This window comes from Paraperlucidibaca sp., assembly GCF_982810325.1.
In genome coordinates, this window is sequence record NZ_CEYEMI010000051.1 from 1 (window position 1) to 6,641 (window position 6,641).

Annotated in this window: 4 protein-coding genes and 1 tRNA gene; 3 read left to right on the plus strand and 2 right to left on the minus strand. The window is 51.2% G+C overall.

The genetic code is table 11. The features are described from left to right. Positions 1-1,152: 1,152 nt before the first annotated feature. Entirely contained in the window at positions 1,153-1,797 is a 645-nt protein-coding gene (locus tag AC3DKE_RS10770) for a hypothetical protein (protein WP_487990681.1), read from the plus strand. 36 nt (positions 1,798-1,833) lie between these two features. Here the strand turns inward: AC3DKE_RS10770 and AC3DKE_RS10775 are convergent, their stop codons facing one another. Together AC3DKE_RS10775 and AC3DKE_RS10780 are read right to left on the minus strand one after the other, a co-directional pair. Beyond that, complete coding sequence (locus AC3DKE_RS10775; protein WP_487990682.1) at positions 1,834-3,069, minus strand: tyrosine-type recombinase/integrase; 1,236 nt, start codon at positions 3,067-3,069, stop codon at positions 1,834-1,836. A gap of 175 nt (positions 3,070-3,244) precedes the next feature. Beyond that, a tRNA-Leu gene (locus tag AC3DKE_RS10780) sits at positions 3,245-3,331 on the minus strand. Between the two features lie 83 nt (positions 3,332-3,414). Between AC3DKE_RS10780 and rnr the strand changes: the two genes are divergently transcribed. Together rnr and rlmB are read left to right on the plus strand one after the other, a co-directional pair. After that, positions 3,415-5,889: a ribonuclease R gene (rnr, locus tag AC3DKE_RS10785; protein ID WP_487990683.1), complete on the plus strand. Its 2,475-nt coding sequence runs from the start codon at positions 3,415-3,417 to the stop codon at positions 5,887-5,889. A 78-nt stretch (positions 5,890-5,967) separates the two neighbouring features. Continuing rightward, the coding region (gene rlmB, locus AC3DKE_RS10790; RefSeq protein WP_487990684.1) for a 23S rRNA (guanosine(2251)-2'-O)-methyltransferase RlmB at positions 5,968-6,641 on the plus strand (674 nt) is incomplete at its 3' end.

Genomic DNA, 6,641 nt, shown 5'->3' on the forward strand with positions numbered 1-6,641 from the left:
TCTATGGCGATCATTTTCGCCTAAGTTGGTGTCCGAAATCATTAGACCACTACAAGGTTGGGTAAGGACGCATAAGGGTTAGAACGCACACACGCCAATCTGCCTATGGCCTTTCAGAAAAAATAAATGGCTTTCGCTCAACGCTGCGACCGAAGGTGCAAGTGGGAGTGCAGGGATGCACGGACACGCTTTGGCTAATGGCAATAAGCAGCCCAAGGTCTTAATCAGGCCGCCCATTACCGATACCTAGGCTTAATACAGAATCTAGGTAATTCATCAATGCCGATTAACCCAATAGCGAATCACTCGCCTTAATTCATCCTAGATAATCCTAGCCCACACCTAGAGTGAGCGCGGGAGTTATTACCGCAGTGACCAATTAGCCAATAGAGTCATCGAGCAAATGAGTGAGGTGCGTAGACACCGATCAATGCGATAGAAACAACAACGCCAGTCATAGCATCAGACCGATTATTCAAATCAGCGTAGCGCAGGGATGCGTGAAGCGAAGGGCAGCAATGCCATTATCACGCGGCCACTGCTGAGAACCCAACACCGATGCCAGAATGCGAGAGGGCATTCACTCAGAGATAATTCAACCAATAGTAATAGCGAGCAATACGGGAGAGGCGAAGGCCACGACCAAATGCGATAGCACAGGTCTCATTGGTTCAGTCTGTTTGTGGCACTACCCCGCCTCCCAGGTGTAGGCACAACTTTGAATGCGGAGTGCGCACACCAGATTGTGTCGAAATCACCCTAAAATTGGCTCGAATTAGAGGCGTTTTAGAGGGGGTTTGGGGATGTCGACGGCATAATAAGTTCACAGTGGATTCAGGATTTCGTTGGCGCTTTAGTTTTCGGCCAAATACGCCCCTTTTGGGGTATGCGAAAACATGCCAAATCTGTGCATACGCGATGTGTACCTTTGTGGTGGGCAAGGTGTGCCTGAGGCCAGTTACTTTCACGTACATGGGTTACCTATGAAGCTTGGCCATGCTGCTCGATGTGCAAGAAGTTGAAGTGTTCAGAAGTAAATGGCACTAGCTTGAAAAAGGCATGACAAATGAAGAATAATTTCCAGATGTGCAGAGGGCGGAAAGCTCGCTGCTGACAACATATCAAAGCATGCTTATTGGAAAGGATTACTTTGTGAAAGCATTAGTATTAACAGTCTGCTTAACGCTAGCACTTTCATCTATGGTTGGTTGCGCCTCTCAGAAAACACTCAACGAGTATCGCCCGTTGAATAATAACTGGATGCCAGGGCGACTCATGGAGCGAGAGAAAAATCCAATGCGGATCGTCGGTATTGGATCTATGGCGCTTTATGGTGGTGGGCGCGGTGGCTCTGCTGGATCTGCAATTGGTGGAGACGCCGGTGCTATGGGTACGGCTATGAGTGGTGGCTCATTAGGTCAGTCAGTCGTAGGCGGTATTGTCGGCAGTATTGTGGGCGGTATTAGTGGTGTTTTTTATGACAAGTTCGGGAAGCCGATTGATAAAGACCTCTATACCGTTCGTGTTTTTAATGTGAACTACAACGACTCGCAAATCCCCTACAAGTCTGAATGGGTTGTCGTTCGATTTGATCGCAAAGGATATAGCTACCGTGTAGGCGACTACATTGTTTTGGCAAAGAGCAAAGAGACGGTTAAAGGCCAAGATGTCTACCGAGGCATTGATATTTTCGATGTGAAGCCAAAAGAGGTTTATGGTTATAGTTACGCACAAGAGTTGGCTGCTAGAGCTCGTGCAAGCGGTCAGAATACGCAGCTGCCACCTCAAGCTGAATAAGTTCAAGTTTGAGCAGGTCAGAAGTATGCAGGGTATTTAGGTCTGCAATATAGGCGGCTTAGTGTGCCCATTTTCAAGGGCCTCTAAGCAATCCGCATACCACTGCATCATCACTATGCGCTGATCGAGATAGCTTGCCATATTATAAACACCTGAGATGCCCGTCTCTTTATGGGCAAGCTGTGCTTCGACAAAATCTTTATGCCAGCCATGCTCACGAAGTAGAGTGCTAGCAGTATGGCGGCTGCCATGAGCAACCATCTTGCCTTTGTAGCCAAAGCTCTTGAACACTTTATTCAGGGCAACGTCACTAATAACTGGATTTTTTGAACCGTCACCAGGGAAAACCCAGCGACTTCGTCCTGAAATGAGCTGTAATGCTTTTAGCATGTCCACTAATTGGCGTGGTAAAGGGCTGATGTGAGCTCTCTTTGATTTCATTTTGTGTGGCGGTACTGTCCACAAGCCTTTTTCAAGATCAATTTCAGACCATTCGGCATGACGAGTTGGGTCTTGGCGATTGCCGGTAAGTAAAACCATCCATGCTGCTGTTCGTATAGTCATTCGGGATGTGCTTTGGCGAAGCTTTCTTAAGAAGTCAGGGAGTTCGGGTTCAAGTAGGTGCGGGTGCGGTTTTGGCGTCGGCGAGGCAGCCGCAACAATTAGCAGTGCGCTTGCTGGGTTCATCTCAATCAGTGATTGAGCAATAGCGTAGGTGAAAATTTGGTTTAACCACCCACGAGTTTTTTTAGCGACATTATGAGCCCCTCGCTTCTCTATGGCCTCCTGGAGGCGCATGCAGTCTTGTCTAGAAATACTAGAAATAGGTTTGTTGCCGAGACTGGGCAGCATATCTTTATCAAGATACTGACGAACCTTATGAAGAGTAGTGGCAGCTTTGCCATCAGTTACTTTTTTCTCATACCACTGCTCTGCAATGGCACGAAAAGTCGAGGCTCTAGCTTTTTCAGCAGCAGATGCGCTTGCAGTTTTGTGCTCAATTGGGTCTACGCCAGTAGAAATTAAAATAATAAAGTCACGAGCTTTAGATCTAGCTAGCTTTCCTCCGACTTCTGGGAAGCTACCAATACCAAGCCACGACCAAGCGCCGCTTTGCTTTTTGTAGCGTAGCTCCCAAGACTTGGCCCCATTGGGTTTAACACGCAAATAAAGCCCGCTGCCATCATGCTCCCTATATACCTTCTCCTCGGGCTCTAGCCCATAAAGAGTGGTATCAGACAGTGGGCGTCGTTTGATTTCAGATCGCTTCATTCTTGTATGCCAATGTTAGAATTTTTTCTAGCATACAAGGTGGCATACACGAAGCAAGAGGCTTATGTATGCCAATGATGGTTAATGTTTGTGTATAGCAGAAACGAAAAAACCGGCTAAGTGGCCGGTTTTAAAGGATATTCAGGTCATGCTGGAGCATGTTCATGCATCTATATGGTGCCCAGAAGAGGACTTGAACCTCCACCCCCTTGCGAGGACCAGCACCTGAAGCTGGCGTGTCTACCAATTTCACCATCTGGGCAGATGAAGGCGCGAAATATAGTGAGGCGAGTCGGAGCTGTCAACTGTCTTGGTGTAGAATAGCCAAAATTATTGAGATTGCTTATGCCTGTTCAGCCCCCAAATACCACACCAGCCGATGATCCACACGCCGACCGTGAGGCCGAGCGTTACGATAATCCGGTTGCTAGCCGTGAGCTAATTTTAGCCACGCTCGAGGAATTGGGTAAGCCGCTGACGCATCCGCAACTCGCCAAGCACTTCGGCTTTTTCGACGATGAGCGTGTAGAGGCTTTGCGCCGCCGCCTCATCGCTATGAGTCGCGATGGCCAGCTCCAGTCCGATCGCCGTGGCTCGTACCAGCCGCTGCGCGACGAAGAGCTCATTCGTGGTCGTGTGCAAGGCCATAAGGATGGCTTCGGCTTTCTTATCCCTGACGATGGTGGGGCTGATCTTGTGCTGTCATCGCGTCAAATGCGCTTACTTTTCGATGGTGATATTGCCATGGTACGCATTGCAGGCTATGACCATAAAGGTCGCCGCGAAGCCAATGTTGCGCGCGTGGAAACTCGTCGCTACAAGCATGTTATCGGCCGCTACCGTGAAGAAGACGGCGTCGCCTATGTGCAGCCAGATAATCCACGATTAACTCAGGATATTTTGGTCCAGCCGGGCCCAGTTGGTGCTACGCAAGATCAGTTTGTGAACGTCGAAATCACCGAGTATCCCACTGGCCGTAGCCTCGCCTGCGGCAAAATCGTTGAAGTGTTGGGCGACTTTATGGCGCCGGGCATGGAAATCGATATTGCTTTGCGCAACTACGACATCCCACACGTTTGGCCTGCCAAGGTTGAGACAGAGGTTGCTACATTATCGCCCGAAGTTGATGAAGCCGCTAAGTCCGAGCCCGGCCGCGTCGATATTCGCAACTTGCCGCTAATGACCATTGATGGTGAAGACGCCAAAGATTTCGATGACGCCGTTTACGCCGAAAAGCGTCGCGGTGGCGGCTTCCGTTTGGTCGTAGCAATTGCCGACGTGTCGCATTATGTGCGCCCAGGCACCGAGCTTGATACCGAAGCGAAAGCGCGCGGTAACTCGGTGTATTTTCCTGGTCATGTGGTGCCTATGCTGCCGGAAATTCTCTCCAACGGCCTGTGCTCGCTCAACCCGCACGTCGATCGTCTGTGCATGGTTTGCGACATCACTTTCTCGGCGGCTGGCAAAATGACCAGCAATAAATTTTATCCTGGCGTTATGCATTCGCAGGCCCGCACCACCTACGATCAAGTTAGCGACTTTTTAGTCCATTCCGATGGTAAGGCTGCGAAAGTCTTAGCTGAGCGCTGGCCAGAAGCGGTGAAGGAGTCGTTGCACACGCTTTTTGCACTATTTAATGTGCTGCGAAGCGTGCGCGAAACGCGTGGCGCGCTTGATTTCGATAGCGGTGAAACTCGCATCCTCTTTGGCGGCGATCGCAAAATTGATCGCATCGTGCCGGTCACTCGCAACAAAGCTCACATGCTGATTGAAGAGATGATGCTGGCCGCAAACGTGGCCGCCGCTAACTTTGTCTTGAAAGCGAAAGTGCCGGCCTTGTTCCGTAATCACGACGGCCCTAAAAACGAAAAGCTCAACAAGCTTCGAGTAACGTTACAGGCTCTGGGCCTGCGTTTCACCGCATCAGTAAAGCCGACACCATCAGACTTTTTGGATCTGATTAAGCAAATTGCCGATCGTCCAGACAAAAGCATTATTGAAACCATGTTGTTGCGCTCGTTGTCGCAAGCGGTGTATTCGCCCAACAATATTGGCCACTTCGGCTTGGCTTATGAGGCGTATGCGCACTTCACGTCGCCAATTCGCCGCTACCCCGACCTATTGCTGCACCGCGCTATTCGTTCGGTCATAGCCGGTGAGTCAGAAACCACACTGCGCCAGCGTATGGGTCGAGCAGTCAAGGGTGCATTTGGCGGCAAAGTCGAGCCATTACCAGGTGAAGTTCAAATGGTCTCACTCGGCGAGCATTGCTCAATGACTGAGCGCCGCGCCGACGAAGCCACGCGCGACGTCATGGCGTGGCTGAAGTGCGAATACATGCAAGATCGCGTTGGTGAAGATTTCGACGGCGTGATTGCTGCTGTCACCGCTTTTGGCTTCTTTGTTGAGCTTGAAGATGTCTTCGTTGAAGGCTTGGTGCACATCAGTCAGTTACGCGATGACTACTATCAGTTCGATAGCACATTCCACCGCTTAGTTGGCGAGCGTACTGGCAAGCGTTTTGCCATTGGCGAGCCTGTACGGATTAAAGTCGCCGCGGTCAATCTCGACGAACGTAAGATGGACTTCCAGCTCATCACCGGTGGTGGCGTAGGCAAGCGCTCGATGCGTGAGCGCATGAGCGACGAGTCGGGCTTTGAAGTAAAACGAAGCGCGCCGAAGAAGAGAAGTGGTGGCAGAACTAAGCCTTCATCAGATGCTCCGGCTCACGACGGTTCGACAAAGCCCGCAAAGCGCGAAGGCACGAAACCGGATGCTGCCAAGTCTGGCGCTTCGAAGCCGCGCACTCGCAAGCGTTAATATCCCCGCAAATTATCTACGTCGCGCGGCAGGCAGCTCATTTGCTTGCCGCACGAGCTGAATAAGTAAGAGTTCATTATGTCGAAAATGTCTTGGATCTATGGCCTGCACACCGTGCAAGCGCTGTTGGAAAACGAACCCGAGCGTGTGCTTGAGCTGCAAGCGCTAAGCACGCGTGAAGATGCGCGTTTAAACCCTATCGTACAGATGGCCCGCCAACTCGGCCTAACAGTGGCCTTTCGTGATCGCTCGGCTCTAGATCAATTGGCAGAAGGCGGCCGACATCAGGGCGTGGTGGCACGTGTGCGCGAGCGCCAGCCTGGCGATGACAATGACCTTGCAGAATTGCTCGATGGCCTGACTGAGCCAGCGTTGTTGCTGATACTTGACGCCGTGACCGACCCGCATAATCTCGGCGCTTGCTTACGTACCGCCGAAGCTGCTGGCGTGCATGCTGTTGTTGCTCCGCGCGATAAAGCTGCTGGTCTAACGCCGGTGGTGCGCAAAGTGGCCTGCGGCGCAGCTGAGCTGGTGCCATTTATGCAGGTGACCAACTTGGCACGTACGCTGAAGCAGTTAAAAGAGCGGGGCGTATGGGTTGTGGGTACTAGCTTGGAGGACGGCGCTAAGCCATTTTTCGATACTGATTTGAAAGCACCTGTGGCGATTGTGATGGGCGCTGAGGGCAGTGGTTTGCGCCGTTTGACGGCTGAGCTTTGCGATCATTTGGCGTATATCCCGATGGCGGGGCA